At 61.9% G+C, this 20,566-nt stretch carries 25 protein-coding genes; 5 read left to right on the top strand and 20 right to left on the bottom strand.

Features of this window, described 5'->3' with window-relative positions:
* The first annotated feature begins 41 nt into the window (after positions 1-41).
* On the top strand, positions 42-1,004 hold the full coding sequence (locus JS531_RS04230; RefSeq protein ID WP_214313165.1) for an aquaporin: 963 nt from the start codon (positions 42-44) through the stop codon (positions 1,002-1,004).
* Here JS531_RS04230 and JS531_RS04225 read toward each other — a convergent pair.
* The 20 genes from JS531_RS04225 to JS531_RS04130 form a co-directional block, all read right to left on the bottom strand.
* Entirely contained in the window at positions 921-1,205 is a 285-nt protein-coding gene (locus tag JS531_RS04225; protein ID WP_214313163.1) for a DUF3017 domain-containing protein, read from the bottom strand. The two genes, JS531_RS04230 and JS531_RS04225, sit on opposite strands and share 84 nt — an antisense overlap.
* Before the next feature lie 25 nt (positions 1,206-1,230).
* Positions 1,231-2,862 carry a bifunctional phosphoribosylaminoimidazolecarboxamide formyltransferase/IMP cyclohydrolase gene (gene purH / locus JS531_RS04220; protein ID WP_214313161.1) on the bottom strand — a complete coding sequence of 544 codons (1,632 nt, stop codon included), beginning with the start codon at positions 2,860-2,862 and terminating at the stop codon, positions 1,231-1,233.
* Complete coding sequence (locus tag JS531_RS04215) at positions 2,837-4,186, bottom strand: DUF6350 family protein (RefSeq protein ID WP_214313160.1); 1,350 nt, start codon at positions 4,184-4,186, stop codon at positions 2,837-2,839. Before JS531_RS04215 ends, purH begins: the two co-directional genes overlap by 26 nt.
* Positions 4,187-4,248: 62 nt before the next feature.
* A complete protein-coding gene (gene sucD / locus JS531_RS04210) occupies positions 4,249-5,172 on the bottom strand; it encodes a succinate--CoA ligase subunit alpha (RefSeq protein ID WP_214313158.1) in 924 nt (307 codons plus the stop codon).
* Positions 5,172-6,374 (bottom strand): ADP-forming succinate--CoA ligase subunit beta, encoded by a 1,203-nt coding sequence (sucC, locus tag JS531_RS04205; protein ID WP_214313156.1) that lies wholly within the window; start codon positions 6,372-6,374, stop codon positions 5,172-5,174. Before sucC ends, sucD begins: the two co-directional genes overlap by 1 nt.
* Before the next feature lie 55 nt (positions 6,375-6,429).
* Positions 6,430-7,011, bottom strand: a complete 582-nt coding sequence (locus tag JS531_RS04200) for an adenine phosphoribosyltransferase (RefSeq protein ID WP_214313155.1) — start codon at positions 7,009-7,011, stop codon at positions 6,430-6,432.
* A 145-nt stretch (positions 7,012-7,156) separates the two neighbouring features.
* Positions 7,157-7,567 carry a preprotein translocase subunit YajC gene (locus JS531_RS04195; RefSeq protein WP_214313153.1) on the bottom strand — a complete coding sequence of 137 codons (411 nt, stop codon included), beginning with the start codon at positions 7,565-7,567 and terminating at the stop codon, positions 7,157-7,159.
* A 52-nt stretch (positions 7,568-7,619) separates the two neighbouring features.
* On the bottom strand, positions 7,620-8,702 hold the full coding sequence (gene ruvB / locus JS531_RS04190; RefSeq protein WP_214313151.1) for a Holliday junction branch migration DNA helicase RuvB: 1,083 nt from the start codon (positions 8,700-8,702) through the stop codon (positions 7,620-7,622).
* Between the two features lie 46 nt (positions 8,703-8,748).
* Positions 8,749-9,372 carry a Holliday junction branch migration protein RuvA gene (ruvA, locus tag JS531_RS04185; protein WP_214313123.1) on the bottom strand — a complete coding sequence of 208 codons (624 nt, stop codon included), beginning with the start codon at positions 9,370-9,372 and terminating at the stop codon, positions 8,749-8,751.
* 50 nt (positions 9,373-9,422) lie between these two features.
* Positions 9,423-10,007: a crossover junction endodeoxyribonuclease RuvC gene (gene ruvC, locus JS531_RS04180; protein WP_214313121.1), complete on the bottom strand. Its 585-nt coding sequence runs from the start codon at positions 10,005-10,007 to the stop codon at positions 9,423-9,425.
* Between the two features lie 6 nt (positions 10,008-10,013).
* Positions 10,014-10,769: a YebC/PmpR family DNA-binding transcriptional regulator gene (locus tag JS531_RS04175; protein ID WP_214313119.1), complete on the bottom strand. Its 756-nt coding sequence runs from the start codon at positions 10,767-10,769 to the stop codon at positions 10,014-10,016.
* Positions 10,770-10,936: 167 nt separating this feature from the next.
* Entirely contained in the window at positions 10,937-12,970 is a 2,034-nt protein-coding gene (thrS, locus tag JS531_RS04170) for a threonine--tRNA ligase (RefSeq protein WP_214313117.1), read from the bottom strand.
* A 277-nt stretch (positions 12,971-13,247) separates the two neighbouring features.
* The gene (locus JS531_RS04165) at positions 13,248-13,502 is read right to left on the bottom strand and encodes a hypothetical protein (RefSeq protein ID WP_214313115.1); all 255 of its coding nucleotides are present in this window, start codon (positions 13,500-13,502) and stop codon (positions 13,248-13,250) included.
* A 191-nt stretch (positions 13,503-13,693) separates the two neighbouring features.
* Complete coding sequence (locus JS531_RS04160) at positions 13,694-14,005, bottom strand: DUF2442 domain-containing protein (RefSeq protein WP_214313113.1); 312 nt, start codon at positions 14,003-14,005, stop codon at positions 13,694-13,696.
* Between the two features lie 26 nt (positions 14,006-14,031).
* Positions 14,032-14,298 (bottom strand): DUF4160 domain-containing protein, encoded by a 267-nt coding sequence (locus tag JS531_RS04155; RefSeq protein ID WP_214313111.1) that lies wholly within the window; start codon positions 14,296-14,298, stop codon positions 14,032-14,034.
* Between the two features lie 189 nt (positions 14,299-14,487).
* Positions 14,488-15,147: a GNAT family N-acetyltransferase gene (locus JS531_RS04150; protein WP_214313097.1), complete on the bottom strand. Its 660-nt coding sequence runs from the start codon at positions 15,145-15,147 to the stop codon at positions 14,488-14,490.
* A gap of 162 nt (positions 15,148-15,309) precedes the next feature.
* Entirely contained in the window at positions 15,310-15,600 is a 291-nt protein-coding gene (locus tag JS531_RS04145) for a hypothetical protein (protein ID WP_214313089.1), read from the bottom strand.
* Between the two features lie 263 nt (positions 15,601-15,863).
* Positions 15,864-16,103, bottom strand: a complete 240-nt coding sequence (locus JS531_RS04140) for a hypothetical protein (protein ID WP_214313087.1) — start codon at positions 16,101-16,103, stop codon at positions 15,864-15,866.
* A gap of 2 nt (positions 16,104-16,105) precedes the next feature.
* Positions 16,106-16,321 (bottom strand): hypothetical protein, encoded by a 216-nt coding sequence (locus JS531_RS04135; protein WP_214313085.1) that lies wholly within the window; start codon positions 16,319-16,321, stop codon positions 16,106-16,108.
* Positions 16,322-16,702: 381 nt separating this feature from the next.
* A complete protein-coding gene (locus JS531_RS04130) occupies positions 16,703-17,176 on the bottom strand; it encodes a hypothetical protein (protein WP_214313083.1) in 474 nt (157 codons plus the stop codon).
* Between the two features lie 407 nt (positions 17,177-17,583).
* Here JS531_RS04130 and JS531_RS04125 point away from each other — a divergent pair, with 407 nt between their 5' ends.
* The 4 genes from JS531_RS04125 (at position 17,584) to JS531_RS04115 (ending at position 20,517) form a co-directional block, all read left to right on the top strand.
* Entirely contained in the window at positions 17,584-17,742 is a 159-nt protein-coding gene (locus JS531_RS04125; RefSeq protein ID WP_214313081.1) for a hypothetical protein, read from the top strand.
* Complete coding sequence (locus JS531_RS10985; RefSeq protein WP_338024086.1) at positions 17,735-17,938, top strand: hypothetical protein; 204 nt, start codon at positions 17,735-17,737, stop codon at positions 17,936-17,938. The genes JS531_RS04125 and JS531_RS10985 overlap by 8 nt, the downstream gene beginning before the upstream one ends.
* 493 nt (positions 17,939-18,431) lie before the next feature.
* Entirely contained in the window at positions 18,432-19,094 is a 663-nt protein-coding gene (locus tag JS531_RS04120; RefSeq protein ID WP_214313074.1) for a TetR/AcrR family transcriptional regulator, read from the top strand.
* 151 nt (positions 19,095-19,245) lie between these two features.
* Entirely contained in the window at positions 19,246-20,517 is a 1,272-nt protein-coding gene (locus JS531_RS04115) for an MFS transporter (protein WP_214313067.1), read from the top strand.
* The last annotated feature ends 49 nt before the right edge of the window (positions 20,518-20,566 follow it).

The following is a 20,566-nucleotide window of genomic DNA, read 5'->3' as shown; positions in this document are numbered from 1 at the left end:
GCGGCCCGCCGGGGATCATCCGCATGATCAGAAGGATTGACATGACATCTCAGGACACCGCCACGGCTCAGCAGCAGCCGTGGCCCCTTCGCGTGGGCGCCGAACTGGTCGGCGCCTTCCTCATTTGCTTCGCCGTCTACACCGTCGCCTCGTTCGGCAACGTCATCTACACGCTGAATCTGGCGTATGCGGTTCTGGCGACCGGTCTCGTCTACGCCGCCGTGACCTATGCCCTCGGCAAGGTCTCCGGAGGACAGTTCAACCCGGCCGTCACCGTCGCCGCGATGATCGTGGGCCGTACGAAGCTCGTGGACGGCGTTCTCTACATCGTCGCCCAGGTGGTCGGCGCCACGCTCGCCGGCCTGCTCGTCCGGTTCCTGCTGCCCACTTCGGAGAACGTGACGCTCTCGCAGTGGCTGGTCGCCACGGTGAACGGCTTCGACAAGGGTTCCATCGCCTACTCCACGCTCAGTCAGTATGGCCTGTCGTTCTCCATCAACCAGGCCATCGTCGTCGAGGTCGTCGCCTCCCTGGTCATCGTCGGCGCCGCCATGGCCTCCTACGGCACGAAGCGCTACGCCGCCGTCACCGGCATCGCGTACGCGGCTGGCGCGGCCATCACGTTCCCGGTGACCGGCGCCGCGCTCAACCCCGCGCGCGCGACCGGCATCGCCGTCGCCGTGTACGCCCAGGGTCTCGACACCGAACCGGTGTCCCAGCTGTGGGTGTTCTGGATCTGCCCGGTGCTGGCCGCCGCGCTCGTCTCTCTGGCCATGGTGCTGCAGCAGATGATCGCCGCTCCGAAGACCAAGGGCGATGACCCGAAGACGCTGCATGAATACGATGAGGCCGCCGACCCCGCTGGGGAGCCGACGGCCGTTGCGTCCGAGTCCGCCTCTGACGCGGAACCGCAGGACGGTTCAGACGATCAGGTAGACGCTGAAGTAGGTGGCGAGGAGTCCGATCCCAAGGCTGATGCCGATGAAGGAGTCGAACGCCACTGAGCGCACCTTCCACGGGCTGCGTTCGCGCAGGACAAGCCGAAGCAGCCCGGTGATGATGGCCGTCACGGAGATCAACACCGTGGCGGCCTTCGTGTATCCGAGGACGGCAAGCACGCCCGACACGACCACCGCGAGGGCGACGCACCATTCGAACCACGGCTTGCCTTCATGGTCCTCGGAGACATAGGGATGATTCTTCATGACTGCTGCGGGAGCCTTCGGACGATCAGTGGAAGAAGTGGCGGGTGCCGGTCAGGTACATCGTCACGCCGGCCTTCTTGGCCGCTTCGATGACCTCCTCGTCGCGGATGGAGCCGCCGGGCTGCACGATGGCCTTGACGCCGGCGTTCATCAGCGTCTCGGCGCCGTCGGCGAACGGGAAGAACGCGTCGGACGCGGCGACGGAGCCTGTGGCGCGGTCCGCGCCGTCCGCCAGCGTGTTGGCGCGTTCGACGGCGAGATGGCAGGAGTCCACGCGGTTGACCTGGCCCATGCCGATGCCGACGGTCGCCTGGTCGTGCGCGAGCAGGATGGCGTTGGACTTGACGCAGCGGATGGCACGCCATGCGAACACGAGGTCCTTCAGCGTTTCGGCATCGGCCGGTTCGCCGGAGACGAGCTTCCAGGAGTCCGGATCGTCGCCGACGGCGTTGATGAGGTCCATGTCCTGCACGAGCAGGCCTCCGTCGATCTGACGGAACTGCGTGTGGCCCTTCGGCGGTTCGGCCACCTTGAGGATGCGCAGGTTCTTCTTCTTGGTCTTGAGCAGTTCGAGCGCCTCGGGCTCATAGGCCGGGGCGACGATGACCTCGGTGAAGATCGGACGCACGCTTTCCGCCATCTCCAAGGTGACCGTGCTGTTGCAGGCGATGACGCCGCCGTACGCGCTCACCGGATCGCAGGCATGGGCCTTCTTATGGGCCTCGGCCGCGGTCGCGCCGATGGCGAGACCGCAGGGGTTGTTGTGCTTGACGACGGCCACGGCGATGGCGGGGGCCATGTCCCACACGGCACGCCATGCGGCGTCCGCATCGACGTAGTTGTTGTAGCTCATCGGCTTGCCGCCGAGCTGTTCGGCGTGGGCGAAGCCGGTCTGGTCGAGCGGGTCGAGGTACAGAGCGGCCTGCTGGTGGGAGTTCTCGCCGTAGCGCAGCGTGTGCGCACGGTCCCAGGTGCGAGTGAACGCGGCCGGGAACTTCGCGTCGTTGACCGGATGATCCTCGTCGTCATGCTCGGTTTCGGCGATGGTGGCCGGCTTCGGCCAATGCTTGGAGGTCCACTCGTTGATCGTCGCGTCGTAGGCGGCGGTGTGGGCGAACGCCTTGCCGGCGAGCCAACGGCGCTCCTCGAGGGTGAAGCCCTCGCCGTTCTCGACGCGTTCCGCGACCAGCGCGTAATCGGTCGGATCGGTGACGATGGCGACGGTGGCGCTGTTCTTCGCGGCACCACGGACCATGGACGGACCGCCGATGTCGATCTTCTCGATCGTCGCGGCCTCGTCGGCGCCGGAACGCACGGTGTCAGCGAACGGGTAGAGGTTGACGACGACCAGATCGAACGGCTTGATGCCGAACTTCTCGAGCTGGGCGGCATGGTCGGGGTTGGTCATGTCGGCGAGGATGCCGGCGTGGATGTGCGGGTCGAGCGTCTTGACACGGCCGTCAAGGCATTCCGGGAAACCGGTGACCTCGCTCACCTCGATGACGGGGACGCCGAGCTCCGCCAGACGCTTCGCCGTCGAGCCGGTGGACACGACCTCGGTGCCGGCCTTGACGAACGCCTGTGCGAGCACTTCGATGCCTTCCTTGTGGAAGACGGAGACCAACGCCCTGTTAATCGGACGATTCGTTGCTGTCATCGATTTCCTCCTGTGCTGGTTGTTCGGACTTGGACAAATCAGTGTCGGACCGGATGGTTCGGGGGCGGCGCGGGCGGTCCGAAGGCCCGTCGTCGGCCGCAGTGCCACCGGCGACGCCGGTGCTGGCCGATGATGCGTCGCGGCTTAGACGCTGCCGTCCGACAATCCAGTGTATCCCGTAGACGGCTGCCAACACCACGGCGGCGACAAACCATGCCCCCGCGAATCCGAAGGCGAGCGATCGCCCCGTGGTCTGTGTGGAGACCATGACGTCGACGCCCACATCCTTGAGCCGGTGCTCTCCCAGCGAGCCGTCGGACAGCGCGTACCAGGCGCAGGATCCGGCGACGAGCAGGATGAGCGCCGCGCAGAGCGCACACGCATGACAGATCATGATTCGTACGACCGTACGGGTGCCTTCGCTATCGTCAGGCTTGGCGATACGAAGGCGCAAGGGCCCTGGCACCGCCATGAACACGAGTGCGACGACGGCCGCGGTCACGGGGATGAGGCATTGCAATACGATTCGCACGCGTTCATCCGGCACGGCATCGGGCAGAAGCCCGAAGACAGGCAACGGAGGAAGTCCCGCAGACTGGCCTCCCCACATCGTGAACACCCCAAGATCACCGATGTGGAATCCTGCACCCAGAATCCACGAGACCGCCCATCCCATGAGGTTCGGCAGCCACACGCAGGCGGCGATGGAGGTGAGGATACGCGATCCGTTCTCCATACCCGTCATCGTGAACAGCGTGGTCATGCCATGCCATCCGCGCACGATCCATACGACGGAGGTCACGAAGCCGGTCAGCACCAACGCGGATGCGAGCACCGCCGTGACGAAGCCCGTCAGACGAAGCGTATGACGCACCGTGGCGGGCATATGGCCAGCCAACGCCGTGATGACGCGCTTCGGCAACGGTGAGCGCATCATCACGGCGAACAGGTATCCGAGTGTCCATATGGTCGCGGTCTTGGCGGCCACTGCCGGTTGGGGATCATGAAGCTCCACGGTGGTGCCCCCCGCCCACAGCAGGTTGCACGCCACCCATGTCGCCAGACCGGACAGCCATGGCAACAGCCCGACACCGGCTTTAGAGGCGCATTGCGCAATCAGAGCCACCAACAGCAGGGTGAGCAGCAACGGCATGACGCCGATTACCACCGACCCTGCGGTGAATCCGACTCCTTGGCTGAGCAGCACCACCGCTTCGGTCAACGACATACTGGAGGCGGACAGGTTCTCCCCGCCTTCCTCCATGGAGACCACGAGAAGCATCAACGCGATGAAGCAGCCCAGCGAAATCGCGTACAACGCCATGGCGGCCAATGCCGCCAAGACGCCGCGGAATAGGGAGAGAAGTCGTCCTGAGTTCACTGGGTTCACTGGCCGAGACCTGCGAGCACCTCACGCATGATGTCGGCCGCCTGACCGGGAGTGCGTCCGACACGGATGCCGACGGCTTCGAGGGCTTCCTTCTTGTCCTTCGCGGTGCCTTTGCCACCGGAGACGATGGCGCCGGCATGACCCATTTGCTTGCCTTCGGGGGCGGTGAAACCGGCGATGTAGGCGACGACGGGCTTGGTCATATGTTCGGCGGCCCACTGGGCGGCGTCCTGTTCGGCGTTGCCGCCAATCTCGCCGATCATCATGACGGCCTTCGTGTTCGGATCCTCTTCGAACGCCTGCAGCGCCTCGAGCAGCGTCGTGCCGACGATCGGATCCCCACCCGCGCCGAGGCACGCGGTGAAGCCGATGTCGGAGAGCTCCCCCATCAGCTGGTAGGTGAGCGTGCCCGACTTGGAGACGAGACCGAGCGGGCCACGTCCCACGATGCCGTCGGGGATGATGCCGAGATTGACGCCGTGCGTCTTCTCGGACGAGGCGAGGGTCATGAGGCCCGGACAGTTCGGCCCGACGATGCGTACCCCATGACGCAGCGCGAGTTCCACGAAGTAGGCGGAATCGGCGACCGGGATGCCTTCGGTGATGACGACGATGAGCTTGATGCCGGCTTCGATCGCCTCGACCACCGCATCCTTGGCGAACCGCGGCGGGACGAACACGACGGACGCTTCCGCACCGGTCGCCTGACGCGCCTCGGCGCAGGAGCCATACACATGGACCGTGGTGTCCTCGCCGTTCCTCGCCTTGGGGAAGGTGACCTCAAGGCCGGCCTTGCGGGCATTGACACCGCCGACGATGTTGGTGCCGGCTTTGAGCATGCGCGCCGTGTGGGTCATGCCCTGATGGCCGGTCATGCCCTGTACGATAACGGGGGCGTCGTCTTCGATGAACAGCACCATCAGTTGGTCTCCTTGGTCTTCTGGGCGTCCGCAGCGATGCGTGCTGCTTCGCTCGCCGCCTCTTCCATGGTTTCGGCGACGTGGACGTTCGGGGTGTTCGATTCGGCGAGGATGGCGAGACCCTCGGCCGCCGCGTTGCCGTCGAAGCGCACGACGATCGGCTTGGTGCCGCCCAGCGTTTCGACCGCTTCGAGGATGCCCTTGGCGACCTGCTCGCAGGAGGTGATGCCGCCATACACGTTGATGAACACCGATTCGACCTGCGGGTCGGACAGCACGATTTCGAGGCTGGCGGCCATGACCTCGGCCGAAGCACCGCCGCCGATGTCGAGGAAGTTGGCGGGCTTGACGCCGGTGCCCTGTTCCTCGCCGGCTCCGGACACTGCATCGAGGGAGCTCATGACGAGGCCGGCACCGTTGCCGATGACACCGACCTGGCCCTTGAGATGGACGTAGTGCAGGCCATGGTCCTTGGCGCGCCGTTCGAATTCGTCATTGGCCAGTGGATCGGCGAAACGCTTCCAGCCGTCATGGCGGAACGCGGCGTTGTCATCGAGGGAGATCTTCGCGTCGAGCGCGCACAGGCTCTTCGAGGATTCGTCGTCCGGATCGCCGATCTTGGCGAGCGGATTGATCTCGACGAGCGTGGCGTCGTTCTCCTTGAAGCACTTCCACATCTTGAGCAGAATCTGGGCGGCCTGATCGACGTCAGCATGGTAAAACCCAATGCTTTCCGCCATCTTGGTCGCCGCCTCGAGATCGAAGTCATCGAGGGCCTCGATGTGCAGACGCTTCACCGATTCGGGATGCTCCTTGGCGATCTCTTCGACCTCGGTGCCGCCGTTGGCGGTGGCGAGCACATCGTAGTCACGGGACGTGCGGTCCACGGAGATGGAGACGTAGTACTCGTGAAGGATGTTCTTGCCTTCGGCCACGAGCACGCCGTTGACCTTATGCTTGTGGATGGTCATCGGCAGGATGGCCTCGGAGGCGAGGATGGCCTCGTCGCGGGTCTTGGCGAGCTTCACGCCGCCGGCCTGACCGCGGTGCCCGATCTTGACCTGCGCCTTGACGACGCACGGGTATCCGAGCTGTTCGGCCGCTTCGGCCACTTCATGGGAGTTCTGCGCGTAGATGGCCTTCGGGGTGGGGATGCCCTGCTCCTCGAGAAGCTCTCGTGCCTGGTATTCGTAAAGGTCCATAGCTTTTATCCGTTGTGTTGGATTGTTGTACCGATGTGTGTCTGGCCGGTTCGACTCAGGCAGGCATGGAGATGAGCGTGCTGGTGGGGACGTCGCCGAGCTTGGCGAGACCGTCCAGTCCGGTGAGGCCCATGACGAAGCTGAATCCGACGACCTTGCCGCCGGCCTTCTCGATGAGGTCCGCACCGGCCTTGGCCGTGCCTCCCGTGGCGATGAGATCGTCGACGATGAGCACACGCTTGCCGCCCTGCACGCAGTCGGATTCGATCTCCACTTTTTCGGTGCCGTATTCGAGGTCGTATTCCTCTCCGATGGTTTCGGGCGGCAACTTGCCGGCCTTGCGAATGGCGATGAAACCCTTGCCGAGGTGCGCGGCGAGTGCGGGGCCGAAGAGGAAGCCCCGGGCCTCCAGACCGGCGACCACGTCGAAGGAGTCGACGGGCACCGGCAACGTCTTCTCCAACGCCTTCATGAGGATACCCAACGCCTTGGCGTCGGCGAGCACGGGCATGAAGTCACGGAACTTGATTCCCTCCTTGGGGAATCCCGGAATCGTTCTGATCAGCGAGACCAGGTACTCGGCGTCTGCCTGACCGACCTTGCCGAGGTCTTCGATGGTGATATCGGACTGTGTCATCTTGTACCGCCTGTCGGTTCGACTGGTTTATACGTGTACGTATTTGAGGCGCGGCCGCGACCGACGCCCGATTGGTGTCACCGTGCGGGCGAGCGGCTCGGAACGAGACCCGCGATCATTCCCCGCACGGTGTTCGTATGGATTGTTACTCGGCGTCCGTCTCGGCGATGGCCGTGCCGGCGGCCGCAGCCGTGACCGCGCTTTCGACCGGAACCTGCGCCTGATCCTTGTCGGCGTCCTCGTCCTTGGGCAGCGGGTTGCCGTTCTCGTCCACCTCGTCATCGGAGACGTAGGCGGGACGCACGTATTCGCGGGAGATGCCGTTGAAGCCGAAACGCAGCAGGCTGCCCTCGGAATCGATGACGATCTCCTCGTACTGCTCGTCGACGGAGACGACCTTGCCGATGATCTGCCCGATGGTGATCACCTCAGTGCCCGGCTTCAGGTTGGCGCGGAAGTCCTTGACCTTCTTCTGCTGTTCCTTGGACTTCTTCGACTGCCACCACATCATGCCGCCCATGACGACGACGAGCAAGGCGATAAACACGATATCCATAAGCTGGGGATTCCTTCCGATCGGATTCGACTAGTAGTCCAAAACAGTAAGTTTAGAAAAGCTTGCTGACATCATCCGGCTCAGGCCGTATGCCGAGATGGCGCCACGCCTTGTCCGTGGCCACACGTCCCTTTGGCGTGCGGATGAGGAACCCCTCGCGCACGAGATACGGTTCGCACACGGTCTCCACGGTTTCCGATTCCTCGCCGACCATCGCGGCGAGAGTGTTGAGACCCACCGGACCGCCGTTGAAGTTCCTCACGATCGCATTGAGCACCGCGATGTCGAGCCGGTCGAGGCCTTCCGCGTCGATCTGGTACAACGCCAGCGCGTCCTTCACGTCCTGCGGTCCGACATGCTCGAGGTCATGGACGATGGCCCAGTCCCGCACACGACGCAGCAGACGGTTCGCAATGCGGGGCGTACCACGGGAGCGGAGCGCGAGCTGGTGGGCGGCCCCTTCATCGAGGGCCACGCCGAGCACGCCCGAGGATCGTTCCACGAGCTTCTCGAGCTCTTCGACCGGATAGAAGTCGAGGTGCGCGGTGAAGCCGAACCTCGCCCGCAGCGGGGACGGCAGCATGCCCTCACGGGTGGTGGCGCCGATCATGGTGAATCGCGGCAAAGTGAGCGGAATGGAGGAGGCGCCAGGCCCCTTGCCCACCATCACATCCACACGGAAATCCTCCATGGCGATGTACAAGAGCTCTTCGGCGGCACGCGGTAGACGATGCACCTCGTCGACGAACAGCACCTCCCCTGCGTCCAGGGAGCTGAGAATCGAGGCGAGGTCGCCGGCATGCTGGATGGCCGGCCCCGAGGTGATGCGAATCGGCACGCCCAGCTCGTTGGCGACGATCATCGCCAACGTGGTCTTGCCGAGGCCCGGAGGTCCTGCGAGCAGAATGTGGTCCGGGGGGACCTCGCGTTTGCGCGCGGCGTCTAGGAACAGCTGCAGCTGCGCCTTGAGCCTCGGCTGCCCTATGAACCCGTCGAGCACATGGGGACGCAGCTCCTCATCGCTCACCGGCTCGTTGCCGACCGGCTGCGAGGAGACCATGCGCAACGACTCCTCATTGGCGCCGATGTTCTCATTGCCCGTCTCGACGGTGCCGCTGATGTAGGGTTCGTTCATCCGTTCACCTCCGTTCCATGGTGGGTATTCGTCCTCATATCCGGCATCAGACGCCGCGGTCCAGCGACGCCAGGGCCAGTTTCAGCACAATCGGCACGTTCTCGGCGGATACCGGCGTGGCGATGCCGTTCGCCTCGCATGCGGCATGCACGGCCTGTTCGGCGTCCTGCTGACGCCATCCCAACGACATGAGTCCCTCGACCACCTGCAACGCCCCTTTATCTTCAGGCTGAGCTGTGGTGACGGCGGCACCAGACTCCTCCAAGGATTCCAAATCAATGGAGCCCTTCAGCTCGAGGATGATCTTCTGCGCGCCTTTCCTGCCGAGTCCCGGCGCCTTCGCAAGCGCGGCGGCGTCGTTGTCCGATACGGCTTTGGCGAGCTGCGACGGGTTCAGGGTGGACAGCAGGGACAACGCCACCTTCGGACCGATGCCGGAGACCTTGAGCAACTGCAGGAACGTGCGTTTCGCGGCGGGTTCGAGGAAACCGTACAGGGTGATGGCATCCTGCGAGACATTGAGATACGTGTAGACATGCGCTTCCGACCCGCCATGCAGACGCGACAGGTCCGCGGACGGCATGCGAACCTCGTACCCGACTCCCCCGACCTCGATCAACGCGGCCGCGGCGTCCACGGCACCGACGACACCTTTCAACGAACCGATCACGGCAAACTCCTTCGAACAACTGTTCGACAGTGTACACCATCGCCAGGCGGTCACATGCCGCGGTCGGCGTTGAAGCGACGCTTCGTGGCTTTCTTGGAGGCCTCCGCCCACTGGCGCTGCGCCGCGGTGAGATGCTCCTCGCGTTCGCCGCCCTGCAGGGCGCCGGCGGGTCTCAAGGCATGGCAGATGGCCAACGCCAGCGCGTCGGCGGCGTCAGCCGGGGTGGGCATCCGGTTGAGGTTCAGGATGCGCGTCACCATGCGTTCGACCTGGATCTTCTGCGCCTGTCCGTTGCCGGTGATGGCGAGTTTCGCCTCGGTGGGCGTGTGCAGCGCGACGGGGATGTTGCGTTGCGCCGCGGCGAGCATGGCGAGCCCCGCGGCCTGCGCGGTGCCGAGGACGGTGTTGCGGTTGGATTGGGCGAACACGCGTTCGATGGATACGGCGTCCGGCGCGTACGTCTCGATCTTCGCGACGAGCCCGTTGTAGATGGCGAGCAGTCGCAGATCCTGCGAGACATCCGGAGAGGAGCGCACGACGTCCACGTGGATAAACGAAAGCCGGCGGTGGACGCCGGCTTCGATCACGCCGACCCCGCAGCGCGTGAGCCCGGGGTCGACGCCTAGGATGATCACGGGGATTTACTCCTCGTCGAGCTGGGCCATGACCTCGTCGGAGGCGGTCCAGTTGGAGTAGATGTTCTGGACGTCGTCCAGGTCATCGAGGTTGTCGATGAGCTTGGAGACCTTGCGGGCGTCCTCGAGGGTGAGCTCGACCTCGTTCTTCGGAGCCATGACCAGATCGGCGGAATCGTATTCGAACCCGGCGTCGACCAAAGCCTGACGCACGGTGTGCACGTCGGACGGGTCGGTCATGACGGCGTACACGTCGCCGTTGTCCTGGACGTCCTCGGCACCGGCCTCGGCGGCGACCTCGAACAGCTTGTCGTAGTCCACGCCCTCGGACGGAACCTCGATCTGGCCCTTGCGCTCGAAGTTGAAGGACACGGAACCGGTGGTGGCGAGGGAGCCGTTGCCCTTGGTCAGCGTGGAACGCACGTCGGCGGCGGCACGGTTGCGGTTGTCGGTCAGGCACTCGATGATGAGGCCCACGCCGGCGGGGGCGTAGCCCTCGTAGACGATGTCCTCGTAGTTGGCGCCGCCGGCTTCCTCACCGGAGCCGCGCTTGACGGCGCGCTTGATGTTGTCGGCCGGCATCGAGGCCTTCTTGGCCTTGTAGATAGCGTCGTACAGCGACGGGTTGCCGTCGGGGTCGCCGCCTCCCATGCGGGCCGCGATCTCGATGTTCTTGATGAGCTTGGCGAAGAGCTTGCCGCGCTTGGCGTCGATGGCGGCCTTCTTGTGCTTGGTGGTCGCCCACTTGGAATGACCTGACATAATGCTCCTAGCAGGTTATAGGTAACGGATAACTGACAAACGAGACGATTTTAGGGCGGTTCGCCGACAACATGCGCCGATCGGCGCATGTTGTCGGCCGGTGGACCGCCCGGGGCGCGTCCCGCGGCGCCGTCGAAGGCCCGGGAATCACATCACGGGACCGTGTCTCACGCTTCGGTCGCGGCCTTGAAGTCGTCGACGGAGTTGACCTGGACACGCTTCTTGATGACCTCGAGGATCTTCGCGCGCGCCTCGTCGACCGGAACGCCGTTGAGCTGGCTGCCGTCGCGGAAGCGGAAGCTCACCGCGTTGTTGTTCATGTCCTCCTCACCGACGATGAGGATGAACGGCGTCTTGGACTTGGAGGCGTTGCGGATCTTCTTGCCGAAACGGTCATCCGAGTAGTCGATCTCGCAGCGGACCATCTCGTCCTCGAGGCTCTTGACAAAGCCCGCCAGATGCGGGGCGAACTCGTCGGCGACGGGGATGCCGAGCACCTGCACGGGGGCGAGCCACACCGGGAACGCGCCCGCGTAGTGCTCGAGCAGCACGGCGAAGAAGCGCTCGATGGAGCCGAACAGCGCGCGGTGGATCATGACCGGACGCTGATGGGTGCCGTCTGCCGCGATGTACTCGAGCTGGAAGCGCTCGGGCAGGTTGAAGTCAAGCTGGATGGTCGACACCTGCCAGGTGCGTCCGATCGCGTCGCGCGCCTGCACGGAGATCTTCGGGCCGTAGAAGGCGGCGCCGCCCGGATCAGCCACGAGATGCAGGCCGGAGTCCTCGGCGACCTCGCGCAGCGTGTTGGTCGCCTCCTCCCAGATCTCGTCGCTGCCGACGTACTTGTGCTCGTCCTTGGTGGACAGCTCCAGGTAGAAGTCGTCCAGGCCGAAGTCGCGCAGCACCTTGAGCACGAAGGTCAGCAGATTGGTCAGCTCGCCCTTCATCTGCTCGCGGGTGCAGTAGATGTGGGAATCGTCCTGCGTGAGGCCGCGCACACGCGTCAGGCCGTGGACCTCGCCGGACTTCTCGTAGCGGTACACGGTGCCGAACTCGAACAGTCGCAGCGGCAGCTCCTTGTAGGAGCGCTGACGGGACTTGAAGATGAGGTTGTGCATCGGGCAGTTCATCGGCTTGAGGTAGTAGTCGAAGCCCTGCTTGGTGATGTTACCGTCGGCGTCGCGCTCCTCGTCAAGGCGCATCGCCGGGTACATGGAATCCTTGTACCAGTGCAGGTGGCCGGAGGTCTCGTACAGGCCGCCCTTGGTGATGTGCGGGGTCTGCACGAAGCTGTAGTGGTACTTGCGGTGCATCTCGCGGGAGTAGTCCTCCATCGCGTTGATGACGGCAGCACCCTTCGGATGGAAGACGGCCAGGCCCGGTCCGATCTCCTCCGGGAAGGAGAACAGGTCCATCTCGGCGCCGAGCTTGCGGTGGTCGCGCTTGGCGGCCTCTTCGAGACGGGTCTGGTAGGCCTTGAGGTCCTCCTTGGTGGCCCATGCGGTGCCGTAGATGCGCTGCATGGTCGGGTTCTTCTCGCTGCCGCGCCAGTAGGCGGCGGCGGAACGTTCGATCTTGAACGCCTTGATGAAGCGGGTGTTCGGCAGGTGCGGACCGCGGCACAGATCCTTCCACACCACGTTGCCGTCACGGTCGACGTTGTCGTAGAAGCTGAGCTCCTTGCCGGAGATCTCGGTGGCGGTGGACGGATCGAGGTGCGCTTCCTTGTCCTGGATCAGCTCGATCTTGAACGGCTGGTCGGCCTCCTCCTTGAGCGCCTCCTCCTCGGTGGTTACGCGGCGGCGGAAGGACTGCGCGGACTTGATGATGCGCTGCATGTGCTTCTCGATGTTCTTGAGATCGTCCGGCGTGAAGGGCTGGTCGACCTGGAAGTCGTAGTAGAAGCCGTCCTTGATGATCGGGCCGACGCCGAGCTTGGCGTTCGGGAACAGCTCCTGCACAGCCTGGGCCATGACGTGCGTGGCGGAGTGGCGCATGATGCCGAGACCGTCTTCGGAGTCGAGCGCGACGGATTCGACCGTGTCACCGTCCGTGAGCGGCGTGTACAGGTCACGCAGTTCGCCGTTGAGACGCACCGCGATGATGTTCTTGTCATCCGCGAACAGTTCGACGCCGGTGGTGGTTGCTTCCACCTCCTTCGCTTCGCCGTTGACCGTTATGGAGATGGAGCTTTGCGCCATGATGTGTCCTTTGCTATCGGGGCCCGCGTTACCAATGGGCAGGCCTGGACGTGTAATCAACAGGTCACACGATAGGCACGCATGCCGACATGCGCAAGCGGCGTTCGCGTATCGAACGTGTGGGTGGATAGGATGTCGGCAATGACGGCGCGCGCGGAAACCGGCAAGGCGACGACTTCATCTCACGTCCATTAAGCCGCATGGGTTGGCATTTCTTTGTTTCGGGTATGGGAAAGACTCCCGTACGAGTAGTCATAAACAGGGAAACGATTATGGGCTAATCCCGGTTGGCGAGCGGGTATTCGTCACGTGATTTGCCGTAGAAAAGGCACCAGTCGACCCAGCGCTTCAGCTCATCGTCATTCACGTATGGGCCTTGTGCGCCGATTTGGAAGAATGGCTTGCCGAACATGTCGGCATAGCTGTCGAGCGAGGTTTCGACAGGCGCGGTGTCGTCGGCGACGAAGCTGTCGAAATCCCCGTCCCAGAAGTATCTCATCGGGACCTTGTTCATCGCGATTGTTGTGCTCATCGCGTCACCGCCTCCAATGCCGTTCAGTACGGCAAGTCGAAGGGGACGAGTCCTCGCCCGCTCCGAAGAGTTCCATATGACCGAAATAAACGTGGGCCTTGGAATCCGGGGTTCCAAGGCCACGCCCCTATGCGGCTAAGACAGCCATTACCTGGAAACGAACGTGAACTCGACGAAGCCGCTATACGACATCAAGCCGAAACCAGTTCGTCGTGAACGGCGTATTCATATGAGTGCTCGTATAGATACGTGGGAGAAATGTCAATAGCACCGTCGCACCAAGTCAGAATTCCGTGGTCGATATGGAAATTCTCAAACGTCTTCTCATCCCGCAACGGGGCGAAGGCGGGAACATCACCATACATTTCAGTGAAATCACACAGCCGCGTCTCGCCAGTGGAAAACGTCACCAGCATAACGTGGTCATCCGTGACGCGGGCCGACCGGATCTCCAACTCCCGAACAGGTTCATCCGCATACAGGATGCCGTTCACTTCGAACATGACGGGCTCCTTTCCCCTTACGAATCTCACGAAAGCGGCTTGATACGATCGAACGGGCGTCCGGACACAGCCGCGTTCCACGCCTTGTACAGTTCATCCTCATGCAAGACCAGCCATGCGGCTACCAGTTTGTATTGCTTGGCGGGAAGAGAACCGGCCAACAGTTCGCCATCGATGCCGATGGATGCTTTGAAGTCTCCGTAGTACACGTGGACGTGCGGCTTGTGATGCTCGTTCTCGTCCTGATACATCATACGAATAATGATTCCGAAGAACCGACTCAGCTCCGGCACGCCCGCCTCCATTCCGACGGCTCATATGAGAAAGACCCTATGTCGAGTATATTCCCGCAGCAAGGGCGTCACCGGCGATCAGCAACACAGTCCGGTCGCACGACGATACAATTCAAATCAACAGCAGCCTTCCATGCCTCCTTACAATGCGCAACCCGGAGGTACAGTGCACAACCCGGAGGGCTCTGTTTATTCCGCTTCTTCCGACATCTTCCGCGCAAGGCCGCTCGCATACTTGATGGCCTCATGTTTCGATTCCCGGTTGTCGGCGGTGATGATGCGGAAGACGTCGTCATGGTATTCGTCAATGAGCCCGAAGTAGTCGTGCCTTGATTCAAAGACCGTCTTCATGCCGCATTTGGCCATCACACGGCCGGATTGGGTGTTCTCTTTGTAATGTCCGCCCCACACGGCGTCCTTGTGCAACGTATCGAAAGCGTATCCGAGCACGGCGTTCAAGGCTTCGGGCATATAGCCCCTGCCCCAGAACGGGCGTCCGATCCAATAGCCAAGCTCCATCGCATTGTCACCGAGATACTTGCCATAGCGCTCCCCAAGTGCATCATCGGCCTCGACCGGGTCAATGGTGTAGTGGCTGACCGGCTTGAGCGCGATACTGCCGACCGGCTCGTTACCGTCGTATTTGATGGTGATGGCCCAGTTATTCTCCACTGCAAGAATGTTCCTGATGTCGTTCATGCTGCCTTCAGCATTCTTGTGCGGCGGCCATCCGCACAGCAATCCGATTTCAGGATCGGAAGCGTACCTGAACAATGACTCCGCTTCGGCTGCGTCATCAACCTTCCACGGGCGCAGCAACAGGCGTTCAGTCTCGAGGGTTTCACTCATGTAGTTCCTTTCACTGACCGGAATCAATAAGCCTGCATGCTAGCACCGTACCGCAGAAACAGAAGGGCCCCACTCCAATAATCAAGGATCGAGTCCTGTTCATGCCCATGTCAAACTAGGCGACGTAGCATGTACCAGACCTTGCGTATTCACGGTGTTTCGTCAGCGTTGTCGACAATCGCGGTCAGATTGCCCGTCGATGCGACCGAGATGGTGCCGTTCGTCGGCGCGGGGATGCCCGGCGTGACGGTCTTCTACTCCACGTAATCCTTGATGGCCTTCGCGTTCGCCTGCATCTCCTCCAGCGAGGAACCGGTGATGAGGTTCTCGGGGAAGCCCCGTCTCCCCGGCAACCTTTGAACGCCATTCGCCCGTCTGCTTCTCGACCTTCAGCTGGTCGAACTCCTTTTGAAGTCTGTTGGCTTTGGCCTCGGCCTTCTGCTGTTCGCTCATCTGGGATTCCTTGAGCTGTTTGCAGCTCGTCGGCGGCCGCCTTGTTGTCCTTGGCACGCTTCTCCCATTCACGCGAATGCGATACCGCTTCGCGATACTTGGCCTCCCAATCCGTCGGCGTGGCTTCGCCGTGCGGCTCCTGCACGTCCTGCGACTGGTCGGCGGTGTCAGCTTCCTCGGCCATGATTCCTCCTAATTGGTTGATAAGGGCCCGTTTCGGGCATAAAAAACCACCCGTGCGGGTGGTCATAAACAGAAAAAAATCAGTAGAGTGCCGGTGGGTCATCCGTAAAGGGAAGTTCCGGCAATGGTGTCTTTGTTGAGATGGCGGTTATTGCTCTATCTCGGAATTGCGGGTCACAGTCGATTCCTCCATATTTGAAGAACACGGGGAACGCGTCTGGAATGAAGGGATACCATGTTCCAAACGTGTCATAGTACAGGTCGGCCAACTGCTTGTCGGTGAGTGATGAGATGTCGATTCCCGAGTCGTTATCATCCATCGTCAGTGCATATCCTTGATCATTTCGGAAAACAGGTTCGCAGCGTTGGGGAAAAAGTGTTGGATCAATGTCCACGATTCCTCGTCGGCGATCTGGGCAGTCAGCATTTCGGCGAAGGCCTCCGAAACCTGAGCATAAGGCCTATTTCCCGAACCATAATATCCAGAGACGCGTCCTGCCTGAGAATACATCTTATACATGTCGCCAAGACCTGCCATGTAGTCATTGACCCCGGCTTGAATCATGTCATGCACTGCAAGGCTGTGTTCGCCGCCCGCAGCATACACATCGGCAGAGAAATCAGAAAGAGCTCCTGATGTCCGTCTAGATAGTCGCCTTCCTGTCTGTCGTCCATCTTCGATGCGAGAAGCCTGACCGCGCCCTCGGTCAAAACCTTCCCATACCTTACGTCATCATACGTTCCCGAATACGGGGCACCGTCTTTGCCGAGCAGGTAATCGATCGCGTGGGATCCTTCGTGAATGATTGCTCCATATTGGCCATGCCCTAGACGATTCACGCCTATCATTGATGAATTTATCGATATGAGTCCTGTTCCGGGGTTGAAATGAGCCACTCGACCAGACTGCAACGGCTGGTTATGACACTGGTTTGCCGTCGAATAGCCATTGACGGTCACGAGTGTCCATTTCGGCGACGATCTGCCGTATCGCCCACTTGTCGAAGCTGACCGGCTCGTCATCCTCGAATTCGGGGATGAACGTGTCCACATAGGTTTCCCTGTAGCGTTTCTCGGTCAGCATGTCCTCGATCGTGCCGCGGTACGCCAGGTAACGCCGTTCCAAATCCTCGTAGTCACAGCCTTCGATATGCGGTTTCCCGCCGTCCCAGCTGACCGAGACCTCGCAGTTGCAGCCGTTGTGCCATTCGGTGTCCGCGCCTGCGGCGGCTGCGGAAAGGTACACGTAGCCGCGGGATGCGAGCATGATGCAGAAGCCGCAGGTGGGTCCGTTGGGGATTCTGGCGTAACGGACGCCGTGCGGGTCGTTCCTTACGGCCTTGCCGATGGTTTCGCGGCCTCCGGCCCTCACCATTCTTTCCACGTTCGCCATAAGCCCGCGTTTCATGGCATCAGGGAACCGGCTGCGGTTGCAGTTGCTCTCCCTCATTGGTAGAGCTCGGCATGGAGCAAACCAACCAGCCCATAGGCCTATTTCCCGGAATCGCTGAAATATCCGGCGTGCCGCATGCTCCCGGCTCACATATCTATCGATACTCTGTTAGTATAGATATGCCGGCAGGGAAGACCGACGACAGCACCGGAAGGAAGGAGGAAGCGAGATGAGTAACGAATCAATGCTGGTGCTGGCGGTAATCATCGCCTCGACGGCGGAAACCGCAAAGCTGGTCTTCGAAGCGCGACGAACGCCACACGCGCGACAAGAAGAGGCACAAGTAGCAACGAGGTCCCTGATTCTCCAGCCATCCGGGGCCCGCCCCAATCATCTCGCAGAACACCATGAAAATCACAATTCAGGGACTGGGCGGACTGGCGTTCGCCCTCATAGCAGCCGGCTGTGCAATCGCCGAGGCCACGCCGTGGATCACCGCCCTGTTCGCCATCGCAACGGGAATCGACTGCCTCACGCTCTCGCTTTTCGGAGGCCATCGTGACTAGACACTATCTCAGTTTGACCGAAGTGGCCGAAAAGCTTGGAATCACCAAAGGCGCTCTAGCCCAGTACAAACTTCCCGAAGCGGACGTGACGGTAGGACGCGCACGCGGCTGGCTCCCCGAAACCATCGACGAATGGGACGCCGCACGCCCCGGCCGTGGAGTCGGCGGAGGCAGACCAAGGAAAAACAAGAACTGATATGCGAAAGCGCCCGCATCATGTCGTCGGCCGCCGTGGAGACGAACCTCGATGATGTAGGCGCTTCGCCATCCCCGTACCTCAGGTATGGAAATGACCACTAAGGACATATATACGACGACAGTATGCATTCACGCCACGTTAGTACCGTCAAACGGGAGGCGATATGAGACTTATCAAGTTCTATCGGTTTGTCGATAATAACGATTCGTATTTTTGCGTGCGGCATCGACGGACGCGCTCGTAGCTGCGATTCGGATGTACGTCTGCCATATGACCAGATGAGGTAGACGGTTGCATCGCCACCCTACTCCGCTGCCGGAATAACGCCTCCATACCCCTCGCACCGTTGAATTGAAGCTCGCTGTTTGTCGGTCTTTTTTCATCCTGCCGCGTTGTGGATATTCAAGCACAGCGCATGATAGTCTATTCGACCATTTGACAGACCGACCGACGGTCTGTATGCTCTGGGGAGAAAAGAAAGGAGGAGGTCATGGCGCACCATACGCACCAAGAGGACACTGAACGGCGAATCCTCGATTCCGCACGAAGGCTCTTCGCCGAGAAGGGCTACGAGAAGACATCCATCCAGGACATCCTGAACGATCTGGGTCTTTCCAAGGGCGGGCTCTATCACCATTTCAAATCGAAGGAGGCGATTCTCGACCAGCTGAACGCCGATGAGTGGGCCGTCACCTCGCGTCTCCTCGACGAACTCATCGAGCGTGATGACATGAGCGCGTTGGAGAAGTTGCGCGCACTCGTCATTTCCGCCGTGGACGCCCCCGATCACTTGGATCTCGTTCGATCCCAGCTCGCACTTCTCAAGGATCCCGCGTTCTTTACCGCGAATATGCGCTTCTGGTCAACGAGGCTGCCGGAGTCCTTCCGCTCGCTCATCGACATGGGTGTGCAGGACGGTTCGATTCCCACGGCATATCCCGAGGAGGCGGCGCAACTGCTCTCGCTCCTCGGCAACTATTGGCTCATGCCCTGCTTCTATCCCGCCGACCGTAACGACATGGAACGGCGTATCCGCTGCCTCGCCACGATGCTTGACGCCATCGGCGTACCGGTCTTCGACGAGACGCTCATCCTGCGAGCGGTCAAGGGCCTCATGGCCCTGATGCCAGAAGGGGAAGCGGCGTCCGCATAGACCGTCCCCGGGCATGCTGGTTTGCACATTATGGCGCCCAAGTGGAAGGACGTTTGTACGGCCTTTGCCGTGGCGCATTTTTTTATCACCATAACAGACCGACGGTCGGTCTGAATGGATATCCATGAATACCAAGGAAAGGAACTCGATAATGACGAACACGTCCGAATACACGACTCAACCGCAAAGCAGCCCAACCGCGAACCCTCTTCGCGTACGCGACTTCTATCTGCTTGTCGCAGGTCTCGGCATATCGCTCTTCGCCAACCTCATGTTGCGGTTCGCCATGTCCATGTGGGTGCTTGACGAGACCGGCTCGGCCGCGGCGTTCGCGTCCATCCTCACGGCGAGCATCCTGCCCACGATCCTGCTCTCACCCCTTGGCGGCGTGGTGGCGGACCGCACGAACCGCCGGACCGTCATGGTGGCGCTCGACACGCTCTCCGCTGCAACGGTGCTCGTCTGCGCCACCATCTTTTCGGTCATCGGTTTCAATTTGGCGGCGATTGCCGTGATGCAGGTGGTGCTCGCCGTGCTCGATGCCATGGAAACGCCCACGGTGCAGGCGGCGCTGCCGCAGATGTTCCGCTCCCACGGCGAGGACGTGATGCGTCGCGCCATGTCCGTGGTGAACGTGGTGAATCAGACGAGCACGCTCGTGCCGGCCGTGCTCGGCGGCGTGCTCTATGCGGCGGTGGGCGCCATGCCCATGATGGGCATCACCATCGTGGGGTTCGGCACGGCCGCTGTCGTGGAGTGCTTCATCCGGCTCGGTGCCCCCGAACGCGGTGACGATGGACGCACCTCGGCCCTCGATGACCTTGCGCGCGCCGGACGTTTCCTTACTCGTGAGCGTCCCCATGTACTGCATCTGGTGCTGCTCTGCGCTGCGCTCAACTTTCTGGTGACGGGCTATGCGGAGGTCGGTTTCCCCTACATGGTGCGGACCGTGCTGGGGTTCGACTCCACGGCGTACGGTCTTGCATATGGTCTCGTGGGAGCGTCCGGACTGTTTGGCGCGCTCGTCGGAGGACGGGCCGCGAAGTCGCTTTCCAGACGACGATTCCCGATGGCAATCGCCGCCTTCTCGCTCACCATCCTGCCCCAGGCGCTCGTCATGGCGCTTCCCGCCGGCGATGGAGTGCGCCTTGCGACGCTCACGGCGAGCACCTGCGGAACCATGGTCGCCATCACCCTCGCGAACCTCATCGCCGTGCCGGCGATCCAGATGAGCTGCCCCGAGGACATGACCGGCAAGGTGATGTCGCTCGCGCTCTCCACGAGTATGTGCGCCCAGCCTCTCGGGCAGATCGCATACGGCTGGGCGTACAGCGTTTATCCAGCGGGAGCGGTTCTGGCGATGACGTTCATGCTGGCCGTTGCCATGTTGCCATTGGTCGCACACGTAGCGCGGAGGTTCTAGGACCACTCCCCGTCCAAGCCCACGACACTACTCGGCAATCACTTCTTAG

This window comes from Bifidobacterium sp. CP2 (assembly GCF_018555635.1).
GTDB classification, from domain to species: domain Bacteria; phylum Actinomycetota; class Actinomycetes; order Actinomycetales; family Bifidobacteriaceae; genus Bifidobacterium; species Bifidobacterium saguinibicoloris.
The sequence above is the reverse complement of the archived record's forward strand: the minus strand, read 5'-3'. Positions and strand labels throughout refer to the sequence as shown.

Excerpts from the sequence above, each read along its gene's own strand:
- JS531_RS04230 (WP_214313165.1), top strand. The coding sequence starts at position 42 with ATGACATCTCAGGACACCGCCACGGCTCAGCAGCAGCCGTGGCCCCTT.
- JS531_RS04225 (WP_214313163.1), bottom strand. The coding sequence starts at position 1,205 with ATGAAGAATCATCCCTATGTCTCCGAGGACCATGAAGGCAAGCCGTGG.
- purH (WP_214313161.1), bottom strand. The coding sequence starts at position 2,862 with ATGACAGCAACGAATCGTCCGATTAACAGGGCGTTGGTCTCCGTCTTC.
- JS531_RS04215 (WP_214313160.1), bottom strand. The coding sequence starts at position 4,186 with ATGGCGTTGTACGCGATTTCGCTGGGCTGCTTCATCGCGTTGATGCTT.
- sucD (WP_214313158.1), bottom strand. The coding sequence starts at position 5,172 with ATGGTGCTGTTCATCGAAGACGACGCCCCCGTTATCGTACAGGGCATG.
- sucC (WP_214313156.1), bottom strand. The coding sequence starts at position 6,374 with ATGGACCTTTACGAATACCAGGCACGAGAGCTTCTCGAGGAGCAGGGC.
- JS531_RS04200 (WP_214313155.1), bottom strand. The coding sequence starts at position 7,011 with ATGACACAGTCCGATATCACCATCGAAGACCTCGGCAAGGTCGGTCAG.
- JS531_RS04195 (WP_214313153.1), bottom strand. The coding sequence starts at position 7,567 with ATGGATATCGTGTTTATCGCCTTGCTCGTCGTCGTCATGGGCGGCATG.
- ruvB (WP_214313151.1), bottom strand. The coding sequence starts at position 8,702 with ATGAACGAACCCTACATCAGCGGCACCGTCGAGACGGGCAATGAGAAC.
- JS531_RS04175 (WP_214313119.1), bottom strand. The coding sequence starts at position 10,769 with ATGTCAGGTCATTCCAAGTGGGCGACCACCAAGCACAAGAAGGCCGCC.
- thrS (WP_214313117.1), bottom strand. The coding sequence starts at position 12,970 with ATGGCGCAAAGCTCCATCTCCATAACGGTCAACGGCGAAGCGAAGGAG.
- JS531_RS04165 (WP_214313115.1), bottom strand. The coding sequence starts at position 13,502 with ATGAGCACAACAATCGCGATGAACAAGGTCCCGATGAGATACTTCTGG.
- JS531_RS04160 (WP_214313113.1), bottom strand. The coding sequence starts at position 14,005 with ATGTTCGAAGTGAACGGCATCCTGTATGCGGATGAACCTGTTCGGGAG.
- JS531_RS04150 (WP_214313097.1), bottom strand. The coding sequence starts at position 15,147 with ATGAGTGAAACCCTCGAGACTGAACGCCTGTTGCTGCGCCCGTGGAAG.
- JS531_RS04145 (WP_214313089.1), bottom strand. The coding sequence starts at position 15,600 with ATGAGCGAACAGCAGAAGGCCGAGGCCAAAGCCAACAGACTTCAAAAG.
- JS531_RS04140 (WP_214313087.1), bottom strand. The coding sequence starts at position 16,103 with ATGGATGATAACGACTCGGGAATCGACATCTCATCACTCACCGACAAG.
- JS531_RS04135 (WP_214313085.1), bottom strand. The coding sequence starts at position 16,321 with ATGGCAGGTCTTGGCGACATGTATAAGATGTATTCTCAGGCAGGACGC.
- JS531_RS04130 (WP_214313083.1), bottom strand. The coding sequence starts at position 17,176 with ATGGCGAACGTGGAAAGAATGGTGAGGGCCGGAGGCCGCGAAACCATC.
- JS531_RS04125 (WP_214313081.1), top strand. The coding sequence starts at position 17,584 with ATGAAAATCACAATTCAGGGACTGGGCGGACTGGCGTTCGCCCTCATA.
- JS531_RS04120 (WP_214313074.1), top strand. The coding sequence starts at position 18,432 with ATGGCGCACCATACGCACCAAGAGGACACTGAACGGCGAATCCTCGAT.
- JS531_RS04115 (WP_214313067.1), top strand. The coding sequence starts at position 19,246 with ATGACGAACACGTCCGAATACACGACTCAACCGCAAAGCAGCCCAACC.